Below are 20,461 nucleotides of genomic sequence, written 5' to 3' on the forward strand. Positions count from 1 at the left end.
ATTGACTACACCCGAAATGTTAAAAGCGTAACAGCTGGTTATATTTGTTGCCTTTCAAAAATAAAACATGGAAATAGTTTCTTCTTCATCGGTAAACATTAGCGAGCTTAATGAGCGCATCAATCGCGAGAGTGCATTTGTAGATGTGCTTAGTATGGAAATTGGGAAAGTAATTGTGGGGCAAAAGTATATGACCGAGCGCCTTATGCTGGCATTGCTTGCCAACGGACATATATTGCTGGAAGGTGTACCGGGACTAGCAAAAACGCTTTCTATAAAATCTTTGGCACAAGCTATAAATGCTAAATTCAGCCGTATTCAGTTTACTCCAGATTTGCTGCCTGCCGATTTGGTGGGAACCATGATTTACAATCAAAAAGAGAATGCCTTTACCGTAAAGCAAGGTCCGGTATTTGCCAACTTTGTGCTTGCTGATGAAATAAACCGTGCTCCCGCAAAAGTACAAAGTGCCTTGCTCGAAGCCATGCAAGAAAAACAAGTAACCATTGGCGAAAATACCTATAAATTAGAAGAGCCGTTTTTAGTACTTGCCACACAAAACCCAATAGAGCAAGAAGGAACTTACCCGCTGCCCGAAGCGCAGGTAGATCGCTTTATGCTAAAGGTGGTAATTACCTACCCAAAGAAAGAAGAGGAGCGATTGATTATTCGCCAAAGTTTAGAAAACGAAACACGCAACATACATCAAGTAATAAATAAAGACCAAATACTGGCTGCTCGTAAAACAGTACGCGAAGTATATATGGATGAAAAAATCGAGCGCTATATTCTCGATATTGTTTTTGCATCGCGCAGCCCCAAAGAGTATAAACTAACTAAGCTCGAAGGGTTGATTAGCTATGGTGGTTCGCCTCGTGCCAGCATAAATCTTGCATTGGCAGCCAAGGCGTATGCTTTTATTAAACGCAGAGGATATGTAATTCCGGAAGATGTACGTGCTGTTTGCCATGATGTAATGCGCCACCGCATAGGTTTAACTTACGAAGCCGAAGCTCAAAATATTTCTACCGAAGAAGTAGTAAATGAAATTTTGAATGCCGTAGAAGTTCCTTAAACCAATACAAGCAGCACCGTTTATTTAAGTAACCTTTTGTGAGATGAATACTGTACCATCTTTAGGAAGTTTAGCAGGCCTGCTACAGGCACGCACGTTTCTTACCATTTTATGTTATGGCGAAGTATGGGCTATGTATTCTATTTTACCTAAAAGCAACCGATAATAGTGGCGAATTTTTTTTCAAACCTTTTTGCAAAAGCAGCGGAGCATTCGGCACCTGCCACCAAGGCTGAAGCCACGAAGCGTTCGGCTCTTCGCAGAATAGAAATAAAAACGCGCAAGCTCTCGAATCAAATTTTCTCGGGCAGTTACCACTCTGCATTTAAAGGTCGAGGCATGAGTTTTAGCGAAGTGCGCGAATACCAATATGGAGACGATATTCGGCAGATTGATTGGAACGTAACGGCACGTTTGCGTACACCATACATAAAAGTTTTTGAAGAAGAACGCGAGCTTACCGTAATGCTTCTGATAGATGTAAGCCGCTCCGGTTTTTTTGGAACTCAAAACGAATTCAAAAACCACATTATGGCTGAAATTGGCGGTGTGCTTGCTTTTTCTGCCATTACCAACAACGATAAAGTAGGAGTAATTTTCTTTAGTGATAGAATAGAAAAGTTTATTCCCCCCAAGAAAGGTAAAAGCCACATACTCCGAATTATAAACGATATATACGATTTTCAATCGGTAGGAAAGGGAACCGATATTGCTGCGGCATTAAAGTTGTTTAATAATGCCATGAAGAAAAAGTGTATTACTTTTTTAATCAGCGATTTTATTTCAGAAAAGCCATATAAAGAGGCACTTAATGTTGCGGCACGTAGGCACGATTTAATAGGTATTCATTTGTACGATAGGCACGAGGCGCAACTACCCGATGTGGGCTTGCTGCATGTGGCCGATGCAGAAAGTGGTAAAGAAATGTGGCTAAACTCAGGCAATAAAAACGTGCGTGCCGAGTATGCCAAAACTTTTGCTCTGCGCTTAAAAGAAACCAAAGAACTTTTTGGGAAATGCGGAGCAGAATTGGCAAGCATCCGCACCGATGAAAACTACACAGTGGCACTCATGAATATGTTTAAAAGAAGGGAGATGAAACGATGATACAGTTGTTTCAAACAGTTACAAAACGGTTGAAAGCAATACACATTTCAACACTGCTTGTTGCATGGATTGCCATGAGCAGTGCTGTGTGCAAGGCGCAAGTTACTGTTAGCCTTGTGCCCGATTCTAACCATATTGTAATAGGCGATTTTTTGGGTGTAAAGTTTGCTGCAAAGTATCCCACATCGGCACAGGTGCAATTTCCGATGTTTAAAGATTCTTTAGGCTCGCTCGATATTATTTCAATCGGAAAAAAAGATACTGCTGCTATTGGAAGCGAAATAATTGTTTCGCAGCAGTTAACGCTTTCTGCCTACGACTCAGGCGTTTACACCGTTGCGCCAATAGCTGTTTTATTCACTCAAAATGGCATTGCAGATTCTGCATTTACCGAGGCATTTGAAATTGCTGTGGCTACAGTACCCGTAGATACTGCGCAAAATTTCAAACCAATAAAAGGGCCATTAGAAGTTAAGCGCAACTGGAAAGAATTTTTACCATATATTTTAGTTGGGCTGGCAATTATTGCACTTGGATTACTAGGCTGGTGGCTTTTTAAAAAATACTATAAGCCAAAAGGAAAAACTGAAGAAGAAATAAACCGCCCGAAAGTAGCGCACGTTTGGGCATTGAAAGAATTGCAAAAACTGGAGCAAGAAAAACTTTGGCAAAGTGCCGATGCAAAGGCTTACTATTCGCGCCTTACAGATATTTTTAGGAAGTATTTAGAGTACCGCTTCAACTTACAGGCATTAGAAAGTACAACCGATGAAATTGAACTAATGCTGCGAACCGATGATATAAGTACCGAAGCACGCATTGAAATTGTAGAAGTACTGAAGCAGGCCGATTTGGTAAAGTTTGCCAAGCAGTTGCCACTGCCGGAGCAAAGCAAAAATGCACTTTATACCACACGTGAGTTTGTGAAAACCACCGCATGGAAAGAAGAAGATATTCGTAAACAATCAACCAACCAAACTAAAAAGTGAGCTGGCTTCAACATATAACTTTTGCCGATAAATGGGTGCTGCTGCTAATTCCACTGTTGTGGGTGTGTAGTGGTTTGTGGTTTTGGTTTAGAAGAAAAAAGCAGTTTGCCTCGGTTTCATTTTCTTCGTTGTCGGCTGTAGAAAAACAACCGCAGCCATTCAAGGCTCAGTTTAAGAAAGGATTACCCTTTTTGCGTGTGGCAGCATTGAGTTTTTTATTGGTGGCATTGGCTCGCCCACAAACTACTTTTAATGAAGAGAAAGTAAACACAGAGGGAATAGACATTGTGCTTTCTATGGATATTTCTACTTCTATGTTGGCACAGGATTTTAAGCCTAACCGTTTAGAGGCAGCTAAAGCCGAGGCCCTACAATTTGTTGATGCCAGAAAAGCGGATAGAATAGGATTAGTAATTTTTGCCGGAGAAAGTTTTACGCAGTGTCCGGTTACTATAGATCATGCTATTGTAAAGAATCAGTTGAAGGCGGTAAAAGATGGCATACTCGAAGATGGAACAGCCATAGGTATGGGTTTAGCTACTGCCGTGCAGCGTTTGCGCGAAAGCAAGGCAAAAAGTAAGGTGGTAATTTTAATGACAGACGGTGTAAACAATCGCGGTTTAATAGACCCGATAACTGCTACCGATATTGCCATGCAATTTGGTGTGCGCGTTTATACCATTGGCGTAGGTACCAATGGCAAAGCATACACACCGGTAGCAATGGATGCCAGCGGTAAACTTATTTTCGATTATGCCGATGTGCAAATAGACGAAAAACTAATGCGCGAAATTGCCAGCAAAACCGGAGGTAAATACTTTAGGGCAAACAACAATCAAAAGCTGAAAGAAATTTATGAGCAAATAGATAAACTCGAAAAAACTAAAATAGAAGTAAGTGCTTATCAGCGGAAAAACGAAGTGTTTTTTCCGTTTGCCGTAATTGCTGCTTTAATACTGGTTGTAGAGTTTATAGTTAGATTTTTTGTAACAAAATCAATACCATAAGTAGTAGCATGGCATGCACTATTGTGCTGCTGTGTATTACTGCATTAAAAGAAAAATATGTTTCGTTTTGAACGGCCGGAATTATTGTATTTATTGCTGCTGCTGCTACCGTTTGTCGCTGCTTATATATGGTTTGTACTGTGGCAAAAAAAGAAAATAGCTGTATTGGGCGAATGGCATTTGGTGCGCCAATTGATGCCATTGACATCGCCTAAAAAGTTGCACTTTAAATTTATAGTTTGGAGTTTGGCTTGGGTGTTTGTGGTATTGGGTTTGGCAAACCCGCAAATAGGCAGCCGTATGGAAAAAGTACAGCGCCAAGGAATAGATGTAATGGTGGCATTGGATGTATCCAACAGTATGTTGGCAGAAGATATAAAACCCAACCGCCTGTTGCGTGCCAAAAACTTTATTTCAAAATTTATAGAAGAGCTTAATAACGACCGCTTAGGCTTAATTGTATTTGCCGGAAAAGCATATTTGCAAATGCCGCTTACGGTAGATTATTCGGCAGCAAAATTGTATTTAAACACTATTTCAACCGGTATAGTGCCCACGCAAGGAACCGATATTGCAGAGGCCATAAATTTAGCGCAGCAAAGTTTTGTAAAAGGTGAAACCAAACACAAAGCACTGCTCATTATTACCGATGGCGAAGACAACGAAGGCGGTGCCGAAGATGCCATTAAGCAGGCTACCGAAGAAGGAATAAAAACATACATACTCGGTATTGGAACCGAAAAGGGTGCGCCTATTCCGGCAGGAAACAGCGATTTTAAACGCGATGAAAATGGCTCAATTGTATTATCGAAAGCAAACTTTTCGATGATGAAAGAATTAGCCTCCGAGGGCAAAGGGAAAGCATATTTAATAGGCAATAGCAACGAGGCTATTCGCGAAATATTAGATGAGCTGGGGCAAATTAGCACCAAAAAATTTGAAGAGTATGTGTTTACAGATTTCAATCACCAGTTCCAATGGTGCTTAGGCATTGCAGCATTGCTACTGTTGTTTGAAATGCTGCTTAGCGAACAAAAATTTTCATGGAAATTAAAACAGTGAGGCAGATGACGAAACATGTTTTTAGTAGTTGCAATTGGGCGTTGTTTATAGTGCTTGCGAGCATGGCAACCAATGCTGTGCGGGCGCAAGAAGAAAAAACGCTTACACGCGAAGGCAATAATCTTTTTAAGAAAGAAAAATACGATGAAGCAGAAATAAGCTACCGAAAAGCATTGGAGCAAAAGAAGAATATGCCCGAAGCTACTTTCAATTTAGGCGATGCCGTATATCAGCAAAAGCGTTTCGATGAGGCCGCCAAGCAGTTCGAGCAAAGTATTCAAACCAATGCAGATAAAAGCGTGAAGGCAAAGGCGTATCACAACCTTGGCAACACTTACCTTTCGCAGCAGAAGTATAAAGAAGCTGCCGATGCTTTCAAATCTTCGCTAAAATTAAATCCAAAAGATAACGATACGCGCTACAATTTGGCTTATGCAAATGCAAAGTTGCAGCAGCAACAACAGCAGCAACAAAACCAGGATAACGATAAAGACAAACAGCAGAATAAAGACCAAAAAGATAATCAGCAAAACCAACAGAATAAGCAAGATAACAAGAACGACCAGCAGCAGAATAAGGATCAAGATAAGCAGCAACAAGCAGATAATAATCAGCAAGAGCAGAAGCAAAATACTCAACCCAAATTAAGTAAAGAGGAGGCCGAAAAGTTATTGCAAGCACTGCAACACGAAGAGCAAAAGGCCAATCAAAAAATGCAGAAAGCCAATGCCACTCCGGCAAAAGTAAAGGTTGAAAAAGACTGGTAGCGCACTATCCGCGAACCAGCAACTCTTCTCTTCCCGGACCGGTAGAAAGCATTGTAATAGGCACGTTTAACTCTTTAGATAGAAAATCTAAATAGTTGGTGAGAGGAGTCGGAAGACTATTGAAATCTTTATAGCTTTCCAACGATTGATTCCAACCTGCAATATTGGTATAGTTGGCTTTAATGTTTAAGCCACACATATCAAATGGAATATCGTTTAAATTTTGCCCTTCTATTTCGTACGAAGTACAAACATTGATAGTTTCAAAATCGTTTAGTACATCAGCTTTTGTAATGGCAATTTGTGTAACACCATTTATCATACAAGCATAGTGCATGGCAGGTAAATCGAACCAGCCACATCTGCGAGGGCGACCTGTGGTAGCGCCAAATTCATTTCCTTTTTTGCGAAGGTCATCGCCTGTGGCATCTAACAACTCTGTAGGGAAAGGGCCGCTGCCCACTCTAGTGCAATAAGCCTTTGCAATACCAATTACTTCGCGCACTCTGGTTGGAGCCACGCCCATGCCATTGCAAGCGGCAGCCGTAACGGTGTTAGAAGATGTTACATAAGGATAGGTGCCAAAATCAATGTCAAGCATAGTGCCTTGTGCACCTTCTGCAAGAATGCGCTTGCCTGTAGCCAATGCATTATTTAAGAAATACTCGGCATCAATAAACTGTAAACGTCTTAATTGTTCAATGCTTTCAAACCACTGTGCTTCAATTTCTTTTAATGAAAAATCGAAATTGTAAAGTGTAAGTAAGTGCAAGTGCTTATCGCGAATTTTTTCGTAGCGCTGGCGAAAATCTTTAGCCAACATATCGCCAATGCGTAAGCCATTTCTTCCGGTTTTGTCCATATAAGTTGGTCCAATACCGCGCAAGGTAGAGCCTATTTTATCGGCACCTTTCGAAGACTCCGAAGCCGCATCTAAAATTTTATGGGTAGGCAAAATAAGGTGTGCTTTTTTAGATACCAATAAGCGTGGCAGCACATCTATTCCTTTTGCTTCTAACTGATTAATCTCTTTTAGTAAGGTAGTTGGGTCAATTACAACACCATTGCCAATTACATTGGTTACCCCCGGCTTTAGTATGCCGCTCGGAATGGTGTGCAATACGGTTTTTACACCATCTATAACCAAGGTGTGTCCTGCGTTTGGTCCGCCTTGGAAACGTGCAATAATTTCGTATTTATCGGCTAAATAATCTACAATTTTTCCTTTTCCTTCATCGCCCCATTGAAGCCCTAAGAGAATGTCTGCGTACATTGTTTACTGTATGTTTTAAGTTGCCGATTACAAGTAGTGCACGAAATAATTGTGAAGTAATTTTGCACTAAAACCAATAAGCGGTAACTCATAATTTAAATAAAAACAGCGCAGCAATTATCCACCACTGCGCTGAAAAAGTTGCGAATATAATTTTTAAGCGCTTTTAAGAAAATCCATACCCGCCTCTTCGCTAGAGTGGATGTTGAAAATATCTTTTAGCTTGGTCATTACTAATAGTTTGTTCATTTGCTCCGGCACATTGGTAATGGTTAGTTCACCTCCGGCATTGCGCGTTTTGGTAAGTGCAGTAAGTAGCATTCCCAATCCGGTAGAGTTTATGAATTTTAACTCGGCTAGGTTAAACAGCACCTTGTTGTTTCCGGCTTCTAAACTGCCTTTTAGCTTCTCCATTACTGGCGCATTGGCGTGCTCACCCAATAAATTTCCGTTGAGGTAAAATACCAACACTCCTTCTTTTTGTTCTGTTTTTATTTCCATAATCTGTTTGCAGTAAGTATTAAATTTTAGCGCAATGAAAGTAGTGAAATACAACTTATGTGCAAGTAGAAGAAATTAACATAGTTGAAGTAAAATTTGAGCCGCCAACAATTGGAGTTATGCAAGTACAAAAACACCAATATCCAACGAATTTATTAGGCTAAAACAGAAAGTGTACAAGGTATGGTTTTTATATATTGTAAACGCAGGTATGCGCTAAAGTATTGGCAACTGTTTAAAAGGTTTGTGCGTAAAGAATGAAGGCTAATAAGCAAAACACCAAAGAAAAATATACATTCGCCCATCATTTTATTTCAATGAATCAACCTCTTTCTTTTATTCATCCGCAGGCAGAGTTGGCTGATAATGTGGTAGTAGAACCTTTTGTAACCATCTCAAAAGATGTGGTAATTGGCGAAGGAACCTGGATAGGTTCGCATGTAACCATTATGGAGGGGGCACGTATTGGCAAAAACTGTAAAATTTTTCCGGGCGCTGTTATTTCTGCGGTGCCGCAAGATTTAAAATTTAAGGGTGAAAAAAGTGAAGTGCACATTGGCAACAATGTAATGATTCGCGAGTTTGTAACCATCAATAGAGGTACCGAAGCTACTCGCGTTACGCAAATTGGCGACAATTCTTTGCTCATGGCTTATGTGCATGTGGCTCACGATTGTAAAATAGGCAACAACTGTGTGTTGGCAAACAATGTGAACCTGGCAGGGCACGTAGAAATTCACGACTATGCAATTTTGGGAGGAAACGTAAGTATTCAGCAATTTTTAAAAATAGGTAGGCATAGTATTCTTTCCGGAGGCACGCTAATGAATAAAGATGTGCCACCATTTGTACGTGCTGCCCGCCATCCCACTTGCTATGCAGGTGTAAACTCCATTGGCTTGCGAAGAAGAGGTTTTTCATCCGATACCATCAACCACATTCTTGATATTTACAGAATATTGTTTGTGCGTGGGTACAACACTACCAATGCACTAAAAATTATTGAAGCTGAAATTCCAGCCAGTCCTGAAAAGGATGAAATAGTGGCTTTTGTGCGCGATAGTGTACGCGGCATAATGAAAGGGTTTAACAGCACTACCAATGACGATTAAAGGTGAAAACATAGGTAAGCGGTTTGAAGAGCAATGGATTTTCAGAAACATATCGTTTGAATTTAAACATGGCGGTATATATGCCGTTACGGGTAAAAACGGCAGCGGAAAATCTACCTTGCTTAAAACCATTGCAGGTTTTTTAACCCCAAACGAAGGCTCTATAAAATATATGCTTGAACAAGCAGAAGTGGCACCGGAAAATGCCGTTGCCCACCTGAGTTTTACTGCGCCTTATATGGATTTGATAGATGAATTAACCGTGCGTGAAATGGTGTATTTTCATGCATCGGTGCGCAAGTTAGTGCTAGAGCCCGCTGCGCTTATAGAGGCAATAAGAATTACAGACTCGGCAGCAATACGAAACTTATCGTCCGGCATGCGGCAGCGCTTAAAATTAGCACTGGCTATTTTTACCGATAGTGCCGCGCTTTTTTTAGATGAACCTACGGCTAATTTTGATGCTGAGTGGGAACGGTGGTATGTAGAAACCCTTGCTGCAAATCATAAAAACCGCTTAGTGGTAATTGCTTCGAACCATCCAATGGAATACGAGAGTTTAGCACAGCAAGTGCTTAGTATGAATGCTTAGAAAAACAGTAGTTTATTCTGTTCCCGTTTCGGGATGAAAATGCCCAAACATGGGTTTGGGTTTGGTGCGCCAAAGTTTTTCTTCTTCTTCCATTTCGAGTTTTTCTTCTTCAGATAGCGGTAGCTCAACTGCTTGGTTTAAAATTGGCTGACCGGCTTCTATCCAGCAGGTGTACCAAATATCGGCTACAGATTTTATGGCATCGCGCATTCTGCGTTCTACCATGCCCATCATGCGGTCGCTGTATGCTTTGCTAAATTCTTTGGAGTACACGCGCATCATGCTCATGCCGCGGCTTTCGTAGGTGTACTTTACATCATCGGGAAAGGAAGTGCTAAGTTCTTTTTCTATTCCAAAAACAGTATCTAATGCAGCGTGGCTCTGTAGAATAATTTTCCATGTGTAGTCAAGAGGTTTATCTACATAATCGGCTTTGCCAATAAAGTAATCGTAGTCTTCGCCAAATAGTTCCGGAATTCTACTTTCCCAAAAGCCATGAATGCCAACTTGATTGGTGAGTTGGCCGTTGTAATTCTCGGTGGTGTGGAGTGGCACGCTGGCATCGGCAACATAGTGCCCCAATTCGGTGCTTAGTTTTAAAATACGGTTTTTGTCTTTGGCTTTAAATGCATCGGTAAGGCGATACATCATTACTTGTATATGCCAGGGAACAATGCCGTAAGCTTGCAAGGTGTCTTCAGAATATCGTGCCACGGCATCTTTCCATCTGCGTGGAAAACTATCGCATGGGTATTGGCAATAGTGGTCTAAATCTATGTAGTGGCGCGGGGCTTCACCGGGTATGGCATATCTTCTTTTATCGGGATCAACGGCATGCACGGTAATGTATTCGATATTGGTTTTGTAAAAATCTATCATGCCCGGAGGTAGTAGAAATACGGCAATTCTATTGATGCGCTGATGCCCCCAAAAGCCCCATGCATGCGAATGGAGGTAAGCAAAAAATAGTAGGGCGCAGCATAAAAATTTAATTGGCCGTATGCTCATTACATAAAAGTAATAGGTGAATTTTATAAGTCGAATTTAATTCCTTGTGCCAGCGGCAGCTGTGTGCCGTAATTGATGGTGTTGGTTTGCCTGCGCATGTAGTTTTTCCAAGCATCGCTGCCACTTTCGCGACCACCACCTGTTTCTTTTTCACCTCCAAATGCTCCTCCAATTTCTGCTCCACTGGTGCCTATGTTTACATTGGCAATACCACAATCGCTTCCTGCTGCAGAAAGAAATTGCTCGGCTTCGCGCAGGTTTAAGGTCATAATAGAAGAAGAAAGTCCTTGCACTACTTCATTGTTTATTTCAATAGCTTCTTCTATGGTATCGTAGCTCATGATGTATAGAATTGGTGCAAAGGTTTCGTGTTGCACTATCTTCATTTTGCGGTTGGCTTCAATAATGCAAGGCTGAACGTAGCAGCCGCTTTCAAAGCCTTTTCCTTTTAGGGTGCCGCCTTCTACCAGTATTTTGCCGCCTTCTTTTTTGGCTTGGGTAATGGCTTTTTCGTATTGTTTTACGGCATCTTTATCTATGAGCGGTCCTACGTGATTCTTTTCATCTAGTGGGTTTCCTATTTTGAGTTGGGTGTATGCTTTTTTCAAGCGTTTTTTTAGCTCTTCGTATTGGCTTTTGTGAATAATAAGCCTGCGAGTGGTGGTGCAGCGCTGCCCTGCAGTGCCAACTGCGCCAAACACAATGGATGGAATGGCAATGTTGAGATCTGCATGTTGCGATATAATAATGGCGTTGTTGCCTCCTAACTCTAATAGCGATTTGCCCAGCCTTTCGGCTACTGCTTGTGCTACTGCTTTTCCCATGCGGGTGGATCCGGTAGCGCTTACCAGTGCAATGCGTTTATCTGCACTGAGTTTAGCGCCAATATCTGCACCTCCAATAATGAGTCCGCTTAATCCTTCGGGTAGGTTATTTTGCTTAAAAACATCGGCTACAATTTTTTGACATGCAACTGCGCAGAGTGGTGTTTTTTCACTTGGTTTCCATACGCAGGCATTGCCGCAAGCCCATGCCAGCATGGTATTCCAGCTCCAAACGGCTACGGGAAAATTGAATGCGCTGATGATGCCTACAACTCCCAATGGATGCCATTGTTCATACATACGGTGGTTGGGGCGCTCGCTGTGCATGGTAAGTCCGTGCAACTGGCGCGAAAGTCCAACAGCAAAATCGCAGATGTCAATCATTTCTTGTACTTCGCCTAAGCCTTCCTGTAGGCTTTTACCCATTTCGTAACTTACTAAACTGCCAAGGGCTTGCTTTTTTTGGCGGAGTGCTTCTCCAATTTGGCGAATAATTTCTCCGCGTTTAGGGGCGGGTGTTTGTTGCCATATTTTTTGTGCTTGCACGGCAGCTTTTACAACCGTTTCGTAATCGCTGGAAGTTGCAGTGGCAACATGTGCAATAAGGCTGCCGTTTGCCGGAGAGTAAGAAGCAATGGAAGTTCCTTTTGGTTTTAGCCAATTGGCTCCGGTAGAAGCGCCAGCATTATTTTCGGTAATAGAAAGTTCGTTTAAAAATGGTTGCATAGTATGTTGTTTAAATTAGTTTTCAATTCGTTTGTCGAGATAGGCTTTTAGTTGTTTGCCTTGTGCATTCATTTCTGTGAACTCATCAATAAATGCTTGGCGAATGGTTTTGCCGGAATCTATATATGGTTTCCCTTTTATCATTTCGAGCTTATCGCCACCATCGGCAAGATAATCAGAAACTGCCAACCAATACATTTTATCGGCATCTAATGCTTTGCCGTTGATGGTTACATTCTCTGCACTATTATTACTAATAGTAAACCTCGCTCCGCTAATGGGCCAACCTCCGGCATGGGCAATGGAGTTGAAAAGAAGTTGAAGGTCTTTACCGCTTAATTCCATTAGCACCAGCCTGTTTTCGAATGGCATAAGTTCATATATTTTACCAAGTGTAACCGGTCCGGGAGCTAATTGCGATAAGCGTATGCCGCCTTGGTTTAAAATCGCCACATCTGCTTTTTTACCGCAGCATTTACTTGCTTGTTGCAGAAGTGCATCTGCCAATACATTGCCCAAAGTGCTTTCTGGCTGCTTTTTGGTGAGCATATTGTTATTGGTAACTATTACAGCATTCATGGTGGCTTGCAACGAATCTTTATAGGGCTTAATCATAGATTCTATTTTTGCATCGGCAACACTGTTGCTATCAATATTTTTGCGTTGGTAACTGTATTGAACCGGAGTGAGTTGCTGCGCACACGATACAGTGAACAGTAAAAACAGTAGTGCAATATTTCTTGTAAAATGTAACATAGAAAGCAATTCTATCTGCGAATGAAATAATTTGGGGTGAAGTGAAAATTATTTGTTGTGAATATGATAAGTTTTGGCAGGTATTTTTAACATGCCGGGTATTATTTTGCAGTTAGCTTTTTGTAATCTATCAATAGCATAGAAGCTGCTAAAAAGCAAATGGCTGCCAATGCAAAAATGGGTAGCAATATAGTTGCAGGTGTATGAAAGAAAGGCAGTGCAAATATGCCTATGAGCCATAAGCGAAACAGTACATTCAATACAAAGAATACACTGCCGGCTCTGCCAATTACATTGTTTGGAATATGGTGAAAAATATAGGTAATACGCTGAATGCGCACTCCTGCATTGCAGAATCCGATTACAAAATTTGCGGTATAAAAAAGTACGCTGCTGGCGGTGGCACACATAAATATGTACATAGTACCTGCCAAAATATTCATAGCAATCATACTGCTAATGCTGTGCTCTTCTTTAAACATGCGTGCGGTGAAAATTCCGGCAAGCAGCGCGCCAATGGAGAAGGTCATATCTGAAATAGCAAACACATTGCCACCTTGCCGTAAATGCAACTTTACAAACATGGGCGAGAGTTGTGTGCCAAAAATTATGATAGTTAAAAAGAGAAGTAGGGTTACCACTCCGAATTTTAACATGAGCGGATGCTGCCACAAGTAAGTAAAGCCTGTTTTTAACCGTTCTTGCAGCGGTGCAGTATCAGTTTCTTTAGCTACCAGCGGTAGCGATTTTATATTAAAAATAATGGCATAGGCAATAAGGTATGTGGCGGCATTCAGTGCAAATATTTTCCATATTGCTACGGGAGGAAACTGAAACCCTTGCAGAAAAGAATGGCCCCATACACTAAAGCCGGAGCCATCTATTCCTTGCAGCAAAACAGCCGCCAAACCTCCGGCAGTAGTAAAAGAAATTTGCCCCTGTATTTCTAATAGCGAAATAACACGTGCATAATCTTCTTTGGGTGTAATTTCTTGGGCAAAAGCATATAGGTTTGGAAAGTGAAGGTTGTAAATAAATGCAGTAGCAGCAAAGGGAATAGCTACTAACCACCATGCTGTTTCGCCATTTAAAAAGCCGTATGCCGCTATGCTGCCGAGTATGAGTAGTCCGGCAATATTCATGGCGAGGAAAATATTCTTTCGGTTATAGCGATCTATTAAAGTGCCGGAATATACGCCCCAAAAAAGCGATATAAAGGTTACGGCAAAATAGATGTTGCCAAAAAGCCCTTCTCGGTTAATTATGCCTGTAAAATACCACGGCACCGATAGCATGGTAATACCTTGGCTAATGCCTGAAATGGCATTTGCGATAAGCAACAGTAGAACTGCTTTAGAATTTTTCACCGTAGTAGAAGTGTGAGCAGATAATATGTTTTTATGCTGCCGTTACTTTAAAAGGAAACATGCCACTTGAGTTGTTTTCGAGATATACCAATACTTCGCGACATACATCCTGTTTAATGCTTTCGTCTAAACTGTGTTGTTTAAAATGTAGGTTTACTTCTATGCAGCGTGTGTAATTGCCATTGTTTCCACTTTCCATTATTACACCCTTTTTTACACTTGCATGATCTACATAATTGCCGGCAATAGCCGCACATGCAACTTCAATGTCTTTAGGCGTAACTATACGTTGGCGGGTGAGTACATTGTTTTTGTAAACGTTTACACTTTCGGATGGAGAAAGCGAATTTTTTCCTCCGGTTGAATTCGTCATAAGTATCACACTGTCGCGCATAAAAGCATTGCCTTGGTAGGTGTTTAACTTAGTTCCGGGGCGCACATTGTTGCCATCGGCAGCATCGGTGTTCCAATATTGTATAAACACATTGTCTGGAAAAGTGGCGGTATTTAGCAGTAGGTAGCTGATAGATTCGCTGCCTTGCAGAAGTGCTTCGTTCATACGCTGTTCTATGGATGCAATTACTTGGTTTACTTGCTTTACTTGAGTTTCTATAAAGTCGCGCCCGAGTGCAGAAAACGAAGCGCTTTCATCGCGCAGTAATTGGAGCATATATTGAGTGTATTCTACGGCACTTCTTTTATCGAATCTGCCAACTCCACTGTGGCGCAGCAAATAACTGCCGGCAGGTGTTTGTGCCGGATTGCTTATGGCTGTTTCAAAAAACGGAGTGTCGTCTTGTGCGCGCACTTCTATAATGTCTAAAAATTTTGAAGGCGATTGTAGTGCTATAATGGTGTGTTTGTCTTCAATTCTATAAGTAATATCTTCCTTTTTTCGGTTAATTACCGGAAAGCAGTTGGTGGCGCAAAAAATATCGCTTAGGTTAAATGGTTGATCGCGTGGAGGAAGCTCCATGGTAATCCAAAGCATAGGCGATTTTACTTTTTGCAATGCACTTGCACCAAAAGCATTCTCTAATTGAGCTTGGGCTTCTGTTTCGGTTGTTTGTTGTATATTTTGGGTGCTAAGCTCTAAGGTTACAAAGTGGCGATTGTAAAAGGAGGTAGCGTGGGTTTCGTTTTGGGTGGTAATGTTATAGTGCGATTCAATTAGTTTTTTGTAGAGCGAAACGGAGTGTTTTCGCATATCTTCTATGCCAGGTTGCAGGGTAAGTTCTTGCGTTCCAAAGTAAAATTTTGCCGAGGCCAAATCTTTATAGAATGCGGCTGCTTCTGCAGGATTTCGATTTTCAAAAAAGAGTGTAAAGGTTTTAATGTCGGATATATTTGCCAACGGCTCTATGCCAATGAAAATCGTATTGGGTGCAAGTGTTTTACCAATGGCAGTGGCTATAGTTTCTTTGGTTACAGATGTTTTGTAATTAAACAGCTTGTTGCCACATGCTAATAGGCGCACTTCGGCAGGTGTAAGCAAAAATTCTCCGCTGGGTGTAAAGAATACTTCGCTGTAAGTTTCGCGCATGCCATTCTCACGTTTTTTCTGAAAGTAAAAATGCTGATAAGTGGTGGTTTTTGCTTCCAAATCGGTAGGTGTGGCGTGGCAAATGGCGTGGGCAGGTGTGGCTCCGGTTAGCACATCGGGCGTAAGCAATTGCGTGAGCTTGAGTAGCAGGCGGCTTTCGGTAGAGTGAATTTCGTTATATACTTTTTCTAACTCGTGAGCCGAAGCTCCCAATAGCAAATTCACCAAGGGGTCGAATGAATTTTCTATTGCCGTATCTGCAAAGCCCCACGTTTTTGCTGCATATGATAGCATTCTAGAGCGGATTTCCTGTTCTTCCATGTGCCGAAAGTAAGGTAATTAGGATGGGGAAAAAAATTTCGGAACGAAATGGGTAGCGCTAGATTTATATGGCTCCGGTATAGCGCTGTATTTACTTATTGCATTCACCTTGCTTTACAACACGAACGCCTGCACAGTCTGCTTCGCATTGGTTGGAATATGTTTTTCCATTGCAACCGCAAACAGGCATGTATTCTTTTGTGCAAATGCAATCTGTTTTGGGATTTTCATTGCAATTTTTTTTGCAACTAAATGCTGTAAAACAAAGGGTGGAAGCCACCAACGATATGCCCAGAATTACTCTTTTCATCGGTAAAAAGTTATGTAAAACAATAAAGCACCATGCTTGCTGTGCAGTTTAGTTATTGGGCAGAAAGCAGGTGCCTAATACCAAACGAACAATGCCGGCAGTTGGTTGCCTTGTAGTTTAATTGTTTTCTGTTTTAAACTCGGAGTTAAGGTGAAATTGTATTTCCGGATTATTGTCTTGCTCCATTCTTAGAAACCATTCGCTGGGCGCTAAATACACCAAATTACCATCTTTGTCGTGTACAATACTGGTGCTTTTAAAGCGAATAAAATCGTCTAATTTTTCTTTGTTGTTAGAAGTGAGCCAGCAGGCACGTGTCATGTTAATAGGTTGGAACTTACATGAGGCGCCATACTCGTGCAGCAATCGGTATTGAATAACTTCAAATTGGAGATCTCCAACGGTGCCCACAAATTTTCTGTTGCCGGGTTGCTGGGTAAATAACTGTGCCACACCTTCGTCTGTGAGTTGCGTAATGCCTTTCTCTAGCTGCTTGCTTTTCATAGGGTCGGTATTCACCAACTCTTTAAAAATCTCGGGCGAAAAACTCGGAATACCGCGATAATTCATGGCTTCGCCTTCGGTGAGGGTGTCGCCAATTTTAAAATTTCCGGTATCGTATAAACCTACTACATCGCCCGGAAAGGCTTCGTCCACAATATTTTTATCCTGCGCCAAAAAGGTAACGGGTGTATTAAAGCGCAATTCTTTTCCTAAGCGTTGGTGTTTATAGTATTTGTTTCGTTCGAATACTCCGCTTACTATTCTAAAAAACGCAATTCTGTCGCGGTGTTTGGGGTCTAAGTTGGCGTGTATTTTAAACACAAAGCCTGTAAGTTTATTTTCGCTGGGTTGCACAAAACGCTTATCAGTTTCGCGTCCTTTTGGAGTGGGTGCTATGTCTAAGAAAGTATCGAGCAATTCTTGCACGCCAAAGTTATTAACGGCACTTCCAAAAAACACGGGCGCCAAATCGCCTGCCAAGTATTGTTCGGTATTAAAAGTGTCGTAAACGCCTTCTATTAGTTCCACATCCTCGCGTAGGCGGGCGGCATCGCTAGCGTCAATAAGTTTATCCAGTTCGGGGTTGTTTAAGTCGCTGATGCTTACAATTTCATCGGCTACTTTAGTGGTGCTGGGTCTAAAGAGGTTCAGGTTTTTTTTATGAATGTTGTAAACGCCTTTAAAACGGCTGCCGCGGTTGATGGGCCAGCTTAAAGGTTGTACACTTATTTTAAGTTCTTTTTCAATTTCTTCTAAGAGTTCAAACGGCTCTTTGCCTTCGCGGTCGAGTTTGTTTATGAATACAATTACAGGTGTTTTGCGCATGGAACAAACTTCCATGAGTTTACGTGTTTGCTCTTCTACTCCTTTTACGCTATCTACTACCATAATTACGCTATCTACGGCAGTAAGTGTGCGGTAGGTATCTTCGGCAAAATCTTTGTGACCGGGTGTGTCTAAGATATTGATGAGTTTATCGCGATATTCAAAACTCATTACCGATGTGGCTACCGAAATACCGCGTTGTTTTTCTATTTCCATAAAGTCGCTGGTGGCAGCTTTTTTTATCTTGTTGCTTTTAACGGCTCCGGCTGTTTGTATGGCACCGCCAAATAGCAACAGTTTTTCGGTGAGGGTTGTTTTACCTGCATCGGGGTGGCTAATAATACCGAAGGTTTTGCGTTTATTGATTTGTTCCTGTAAATTCATAAAGTGCGCGAAGATAAATATTTCGCCCATGAATAAGTTTGCATCAAGTTTGATTGGAATAAAGTAATATTGGCAATTGTATGAGTGTAAGAATTCTACTGGCCGAAGATGAAGAAAATTTGGCGGATGTAATTGGCATGAACCTCGAAATGGAAGGGTTTGAAGTGGTTATTGCTACAAATGGAGTTGAAGCCTTGAAGAAGTTCTCGGAGCAGTATTTTAACCTTGTTATTTTGGATGTAATGATGCCGGAAATGAGTGGTTTTGAGGTGTGCGAAAAAATTAGACTCAGCAATTTAGATACGCCTGTTTTGTTTCTTACAGCAAAGGATAATTACCTCGATAAAATAAATGGTTTAAAGTTAGGTGCCGATGATTATCTTACCAAGCCATTTAACCTGGAGGAGTTGATTTTGCGGGTGCGCGTGTTGGTGAAGCATAGTTTAAAAGGCACAAAAGAGGCGGTAGAAGCAAAGAGTTATGTTTTTGGGGGCAACGAAATAAACTTTGTTACCTACAAAGCTAAGCTTGCTAATGGAGGCGAAGTAGAGCTTACCAAAAAGGAAACCACATTGCTTAAGTTGTTGATAGACCGCAAAGGAACAGTGGTTTCGCGCCAGCAAATATTGAATTATGTATGGGGCTACGATGTGTACCCTTCTACCAGAACGATAGATAATTTTATACTTGTTTTTAGAAAGTATTTTGAAAAAGATGCCCGCAATCCTGTTTATTTTCACTCTATTAGAGGTGTGGGCTATAAGTTTACCGATGAGTGATTATTGTGTAGAAATTGCTTTGCAGAATCTTTCGCACAGTTGCTGAATAGCAGTTTGCGCCATCTTAAAATCGGGGATTTCTTTTCCTTTAAACATAATGCAAATGGCAAACTGCCGTTGTTGGTTGGCAGCCGTTTGGTACACCGTATGTTTTTGGTGGCGCCAGGCTTCGCGCAATAGGCGCTTTACTTTGTTTCGGTTGGTGGCAAGCCTAAAGTTGCGTTTGCTTACGGCAAACATTGTTTGTGCCGGTACCTGAACAGAGTTGGGTTTTTCTAAATACAAAAAGGCAAAGCCATTTTTTTGAATCGCTTTGCCTTTCAGAAAAATTTCGTCTATTACTGTTTTCTTTTTGAGTTTTTCGGGTTTAGAAAACCTAAAGCCCTTTAGCAACTCCAAAGAACTACTTGAGACGTTTTTCGTCTGAAACTGTAAGTTTTTTTCTGCCTCTTGCTCTTCTGCGGGCAAGTAATTTTCTTCCATTTTTAGTGCTCATTCTTTCGCGGAAGCCATGTTTGTTTACACGTTTTCTTCTGCTGGGCTGGAAAGTACGTTTCATAATATTTTGCTATTTTCTTGTCTGCTTTCTTTAAAAAGGGAGGCAAATATATCACTATTTCCGAAAAAACATAGCCTATGTTTAATCTTGTGGTTTAATTGCCGTTTTTATGCTGCCGGGTGGTGGTTTAGAGGTCGCTTACCCAGTTTTGAACATAGGCGGGATTTTTATTTATAGCAGGTAAATCTTTATTGAAAAAGGGCATAGAATCGGGCGAAAAGGTAAGTATAGGCATGCCGGGTGTATATAAATCTACCAAAATAGTTAGGTAGGCAACTTGGTAGGGATCGGAAGCCACTGCTATTTTTTTGAAACCGAGTTTCTTGGCTAATTTTTTTCCGTATATAAGGTTTTCGTTGCTGTGCAGTGCTTTGGGTTCAATAAAGGTATTGCCGGAAGGTATGCCGAGGCTATCGGCAAAAATTTTCATTAAAGTTCCTTCTACGTAAGGTGTGTGTACGGCATTGCCCGAAAAAATAAAATTGCGTGCAATGCCGCGGTCGTAAAGCGCTTTGGCCCAGTGAACTCTTATACTGAATAATTCTTGGTGGCTGCTTGCTTCGAAAGGGTAGCCGGGAATAATAACTACATCGTAGGGTGCTTTGGCAAAACTTTTTGAATTTTTCTTGTTTACTAATTTTTCGAGCGAGCAAGATGTTGCCGAAAGCAAAAGAATTATTGCGGTTAAAAGTGTTAGGTAACGCATATTATATAGTTTAAAATGGAAGCGGATCAAAATCGTCCGGCACAAAATCCGGTTCTTGTATTGGAGGCTGCTGCACAGCGGTATTGCCTAGTGTTTCAATTTTCCATGCTTTTACATCGGTGTACCATTTGCCGTTAAATTCTCGGCTTTCTAGGTTGAAACTTATTTTAAGTTCTGTTCCGGCAGAAAGTTTGTCGGCTAAGTCGGCTTGCTCGTTCCATGCGGTGATGGCTACTTTCTTTGGAAACTTTTCTTTGGTTTCGAGTATAAATGGTTTCTTTTTCCAAGGTCCGTTGGCTCCAACTCCGGTATTGGTTTCTAAAAGTGCCACAAGAGTTCCTGTAATTTCCATATTTATTTATTT

The 20,461-nt window shown here is 41.3% G+C and carries 22 protein-coding genes; 9 read left to right on the forward strand and 13 right to left on the reverse strand.

Going from position 1 to position 20,461, the window contains the following annotated elements; genetic code table 11:
• Nucleotides 1–67: 67 nt before the first annotated feature.
• The 6 genes from KF872_00615 to KF872_00640 all read left to right on the forward strand — a co-directional run bounded on the left by KF872_00615 (nucleotide 68) and on the right by KF872_00640 (nucleotide 6,007).
• A complete protein-coding gene (locus KF872_00615; protein MBX2902024.1) occupies nucleotides 68–1,075 on the forward strand; it encodes an AAA family ATPase in 1,008 nt (335 codons plus the stop codon).
• A 297-nt stretch (nucleotides 1,076–1,372) separates the two neighbouring features.
• Nucleotides 1,373–2,182 carry a DUF58 domain-containing protein gene (locus KF872_00620; GenBank protein MBX2902025.1) on the forward strand — a complete coding sequence of 270 codons (810 nt, stop codon included), beginning with the start codon at nucleotides 1,373–1,375 and terminating at the stop codon, nucleotides 2,180–2,182.
• Nucleotides 2,179–3,171 (forward strand): hypothetical protein, encoded by a 993-nt coding sequence (locus tag KF872_00625; protein MBX2902026.1) that lies wholly within the window; start codon nucleotides 2,179–2,181, stop codon nucleotides 3,169–3,171. The genes KF872_00620 and KF872_00625 overlap by 4 nt, the downstream gene beginning before the upstream one ends.
• Nucleotides 3,168–4,178, forward strand: coding sequence for a VWA domain-containing protein (locus tag KF872_00630; GenBank protein MBX2902027.1), 1,011 nt, complete (start codon nucleotides 3,168–3,170; stop codon nucleotides 4,176–4,178). Before KF872_00625 ends, KF872_00630 begins: the two co-directional genes overlap by 4 nt.
• A 57-nt stretch (nucleotides 4,179–4,235) precedes the next feature.
• Nucleotides 4,236–5,240, forward strand: a complete 1,005-nt coding sequence (locus KF872_00635) for a VWA domain-containing protein (GenBank protein ID MBX2902028.1) — start codon at nucleotides 4,236–4,238, stop codon at nucleotides 5,238–5,240.
• A 5-nt stretch (nucleotides 5,241–5,245) separates the two neighbouring features.
• Nucleotides 5,246–6,007: a tetratricopeptide repeat protein gene (locus KF872_00640; GenBank protein ID MBX2902029.1), complete on the forward strand. Its 762-nt coding sequence runs from the start codon at nucleotides 5,246–5,248 to the stop codon at nucleotides 6,005–6,007.
• Between the two features lie 4 nt (nucleotides 6,008–6,011).
• Here KF872_00640 and KF872_00645 read toward each other — a convergent pair whose 3' ends face one another.
• Together KF872_00645 and KF872_00650 are read right to left on the reverse strand one after the other, a co-directional pair.
• Nucleotides 6,012–7,280, reverse strand: coding sequence for an adenylosuccinate synthase (locus KF872_00645; protein ID MBX2902030.1), 1,269 nt, complete (start codon nucleotides 7,278–7,280; stop codon nucleotides 6,012–6,014).
• Nucleotides 7,281–7,436: 156 nt separating this feature from the next.
• On the reverse strand, nucleotides 7,437–7,781 hold the full coding sequence (locus tag KF872_00650; GenBank protein MBX2902031.1) for an STAS domain-containing protein: 345 nt from the start codon (nucleotides 7,779–7,781) through the stop codon (nucleotides 7,437–7,439).
• Between the two features lie 317 nt (nucleotides 7,782–8,098).
• On the opposite strand from KF872_00650, the gene lpxA reads away from it, so the two are divergent.
• Nucleotides 8,099–8,893, forward strand: a complete 795-nt coding sequence (gene lpxA, locus KF872_00655) for an acyl-ACP--UDP-N-acetylglucosamine O-acyltransferase (GenBank protein ID MBX2902032.1) — start codon at nucleotides 8,099–8,101, stop codon at nucleotides 8,891–8,893.
• The gene (locus KF872_00660; protein MBX2902033.1) at nucleotides 8,883–9,485 is read left to right on the forward strand and encodes an ABC transporter ATP-binding protein; all 603 of its coding nucleotides are present in this window, start codon (nucleotides 8,883–8,885) and stop codon (nucleotides 9,483–9,485) included. The genes lpxA and KF872_00660 overlap by 11 nt, the downstream gene beginning before the upstream one ends.
• A gap of 12 nt (nucleotides 9,486–9,497) precedes the next feature.
• Here KF872_00660 and KF872_00665 read toward each other — a convergent pair whose 3' ends face one another.
• The 7 genes from KF872_00665 to KF872_00695 form a co-directional block, all read right to left on the reverse strand.
• On the reverse strand, nucleotides 9,498–10,493 hold the full coding sequence (locus tag KF872_00665; protein MBX2902034.1) for a S1/P1 Nuclease: 996 nt from the start codon (nucleotides 10,491–10,493) through the stop codon (nucleotides 9,498–9,500).
• A 23-nt stretch (nucleotides 10,494–10,516) separates the two neighbouring features.
• Nucleotides 10,517–12,043: an aldehyde dehydrogenase family protein gene (locus KF872_00670; protein MBX2902035.1), complete on the reverse strand. Its 1,527-nt coding sequence runs from the start codon at nucleotides 12,041–12,043 to the stop codon at nucleotides 10,517–10,519.
• 15 nt (nucleotides 12,044–12,058) lie between these two features.
• Nucleotides 12,059–12,799, reverse strand: a complete 741-nt coding sequence (locus KF872_00675) for a 5'-nucleotidase C-terminal domain-containing protein (protein ID MBX2902036.1) — start codon at nucleotides 12,797–12,799, stop codon at nucleotides 12,059–12,061.
• 101 nt (nucleotides 12,800–12,900) lie between these two features.
• Nucleotides 12,901–14,166 carry an MFS transporter gene (locus tag KF872_00680; GenBank protein MBX2902037.1) on the reverse strand — a complete coding sequence of 422 codons (1,266 nt, stop codon included), beginning with the start codon at nucleotides 14,164–14,166 and terminating at the stop codon, nucleotides 12,901–12,903.
• A 31-nt stretch (nucleotides 14,167–14,197) separates the two neighbouring features.
• Entirely contained in the window at nucleotides 14,198–16,030 is a 1,833-nt protein-coding gene (locus tag KF872_00685) for a type VI secretion system baseplate subunit TssF (GenBank protein ID MBX2902038.1), read from the reverse strand.
• A gap of 91 nt (nucleotides 16,031–16,121) precedes the next feature.
• Nucleotides 16,122–16,340, reverse strand: coding sequence for a hypothetical protein (locus KF872_00690; protein MBX2902039.1), 219 nt, complete (start codon nucleotides 16,338–16,340; stop codon nucleotides 16,122–16,124).
• Nucleotides 16,341–16,457: 117 nt separating this feature from the next.
• On the reverse strand, nucleotides 16,458–18,053 hold the full coding sequence (locus KF872_00695) for a peptide chain release factor 3 (protein ID MBX2902040.1): 1,596 nt from the start codon (nucleotides 18,051–18,053) through the stop codon (nucleotides 16,458–16,460).
• 80 nt (nucleotides 18,054–18,133) lie between these two features.
• Between KF872_00695 and KF872_00700 the strand changes: the two genes are divergently transcribed.
• Nucleotides 18,134–18,832, forward strand: a complete 699-nt coding sequence (locus KF872_00700; protein ID MBX2902041.1) for a response regulator transcription factor — start codon at nucleotides 18,134–18,136, stop codon at nucleotides 18,830–18,832.
• On the opposite strand, the gene rnpA is transcribed toward KF872_00700, so the two are convergent.
• The 4 genes from rnpA to KF872_00720 all read right to left on the reverse strand — a co-directional run bounded on the left by rnpA (nucleotide 18,833) and on the right by KF872_00720 (nucleotide 20,449).
• Nucleotides 18,833–19,231, reverse strand: a complete 399-nt coding sequence (gene rnpA / locus KF872_00705) for a ribonuclease P protein component (GenBank protein MBX2902042.1) — start codon at nucleotides 19,229–19,231, stop codon at nucleotides 18,833–18,835.
• A gap of 4 nt (nucleotides 19,232–19,235) precedes the next feature.
• Entirely contained in the window at nucleotides 19,236–19,391 is a 156-nt protein-coding gene (rpmH, locus tag KF872_00710; protein MBX2902043.1) for a 50S ribosomal protein L34, read from the reverse strand.
• Between the two features lie 127 nt (nucleotides 19,392–19,518).
• Nucleotides 19,519–20,097 (reverse strand): YdcF family protein, encoded by a 579-nt coding sequence (locus tag KF872_00715; GenBank protein MBX2902044.1) that lies wholly within the window; start codon nucleotides 20,095–20,097, stop codon nucleotides 19,519–19,521.
• A 10-nt stretch (nucleotides 20,098–20,107) separates the two neighbouring features.
• Nucleotides 20,108–20,449 carry a DUF3127 domain-containing protein gene (locus KF872_00720; protein ID MBX2902045.1) on the reverse strand — a complete coding sequence of 114 codons (342 nt, stop codon included), beginning with the start codon at nucleotides 20,447–20,449 and terminating at the stop codon, nucleotides 20,108–20,110.
• Nucleotides 20,450–20,461: the final 12 nt, after the last annotated feature.

The organism is Chitinophagales bacterium (assembly GCA_019638515.1).
Classification (GTDB): Bacteria; Bacteroidota; Bacteroidia; order Chitinophagales; family LD1; genus UBA7692.

Bases quoted from the DNA above. Each gene is read 5' to 3' on its own strand.
- KF872_00615 (MBX2902024.1), top strand. From the start codon at position 68: ATGGAAATAGTTTCTTCTTCATCGGTAAACATTAGCGAGCTTAATGAG.
- KF872_00625 (MBX2902026.1), top strand. From the start codon at position 2,179: ATGATACAGTTGTTTCAAACAGTTACAAAACGGTTGAAAGCAATACAC.
- KF872_00635 (MBX2902028.1), top strand. From the start codon at position 4,236: ATGTTTCGTTTTGAACGGCCGGAATTATTGTATTTATTGCTGCTGCTG.
- KF872_00640 (MBX2902029.1), top strand. From the start codon at position 5,246: ATGACGAAACATGTTTTTAGTAGTTGCAATTGGGCGTTGTTTATAGTG.
- KF872_00645 (MBX2902030.1), bottom strand. From the start codon at position 7,280: ATGTACGCAGACATTCTCTTAGGGCTTCAATGGGGCGATGAAGGAAAA.
- KF872_00650 (MBX2902031.1), bottom strand. From the start codon at position 7,781: ATGGAAATAAAAACAGAACAAAAAGAAGGAGTGTTGGTATTTTACCTC.
- lpxA (MBX2902032.1), top strand. From the start codon at position 8,099: ATGAATCAACCTCTTTCTTTTATTCATCCGCAGGCAGAGTTGGCTGAT.
- KF872_00660 (MBX2902033.1), top strand. From the start codon at position 8,883: ATGACGATTAAAGGTGAAAACATAGGTAAGCGGTTTGAAGAGCAATGG.
- KF872_00665 (MBX2902034.1), bottom strand. From the start codon at position 10,493: ATGAGCATACGGCCAATTAAATTTTTATGCTGCGCCCTACTATTTTTT.
- KF872_00670 (MBX2902035.1), bottom strand. From the start codon at position 12,043: ATGCAACCATTTTTAAACGAACTTTCTATTACCGAAAATAATGCTGGC.
- KF872_00675 (MBX2902036.1), bottom strand. From the start codon at position 12,799: ATGTTACATTTTACAAGAAATATTGCACTACTGTTTTTACTGTTCACT.
- KF872_00685 (MBX2902038.1), bottom strand. From the start codon at position 16,030: ATGGAAGAACAGGAAATCCGCTCTAGAATGCTATCATATGCAGCAAAA.
- KF872_00690 (MBX2902039.1), bottom strand. From the start codon at position 16,340: ATGAAAAGAGTAATTCTGGGCATATCGTTGGTGGCTTCCACCCTTTGT.
- KF872_00695 (MBX2902040.1), bottom strand. From the start codon at position 18,053: ATGAATTTACAGGAACAAATCAATAAACGCAAAACCTTCGGTATTATT.
- KF872_00700 (MBX2902041.1), top strand. From the start codon at position 18,134: ATGAGTGTAAGAATTCTACTGGCCGAAGATGAAGAAAATTTGGCGGAT.
- rpmH (MBX2902043.1), bottom strand. From the start codon at position 19,391: ATGAAACGTACTTTCCAGCCCAGCAGAAGAAAACGTGTAAACAAACAT.
- KF872_00715 (MBX2902044.1), bottom strand. From the start codon at position 20,097: ATGCGTTACCTAACACTTTTAACCGCAATAATTCTTTTGCTTTCGGCA.
- KF872_00720 (MBX2902045.1), bottom strand. From the start codon at position 20,449: ATGGAAATTACAGGAACTCTTGTGGCACTTTTAGAAACCAATACCGGA.